Consider the following 407-nt stretch of genomic DNA (forward strand, 5'->3'; position numbering starts at 1 on the left):
TTAGGCAGCATCGATGTGCGCGGACGTACCAGTGGCAAGGTGACGCGAGTACGTCGCGGTGACCTCGATATGTTGGCTCGCAGCGACATCGTCCTGCAGCCAGGAGATCGGGTGCTGTGTGTTGTGCCAGCTCATCGCCTTTCCGACGCTGCGGACCTCTTTGGCGACTCTGAGGCTCACGTCTCCCAAGTGGATGCTCTGTCTTTGGGATTGGGTGCTGCTCTTGGCTTATTGCTCGGTGCCCTCATGGTGGCCCTGCCCAGGGGGTTGCAGTTCGAGCTGGGAACCGCTGCTGGGCCGCTGGTCATGGGCATGATCTTGGGATCGATTCACCGCACGGGGCCGCTGCGGTGGCAATTGCCGCACGCGACGAACGCGATTCTGCGTCAGCTCGGGCTCATGATCTT

The 407-nt window shown here is 61.7% G+C and carries 1 protein-coding gene; it reads left to right on the forward strand.

Translation table 11 applies throughout. The features are described from left to right. Positions 1-407, forward strand: a 407-nt coding sequence (locus KJQ99_RS11435; RefSeq protein ID WP_250325703.1) for an aspartate-alanine antiporter-like transporter, incomplete at both ends; no start/stop codon positions are given.

The sequence above is a fragment of the Campylobacter sp. 2018MI13 genome, assembly GCF_018501135.1.
Taxonomy (GTDB): domain Bacteria; phylum Campylobacterota; class Campylobacteria; order Campylobacterales; family Campylobacteraceae; genus Campylobacter_E.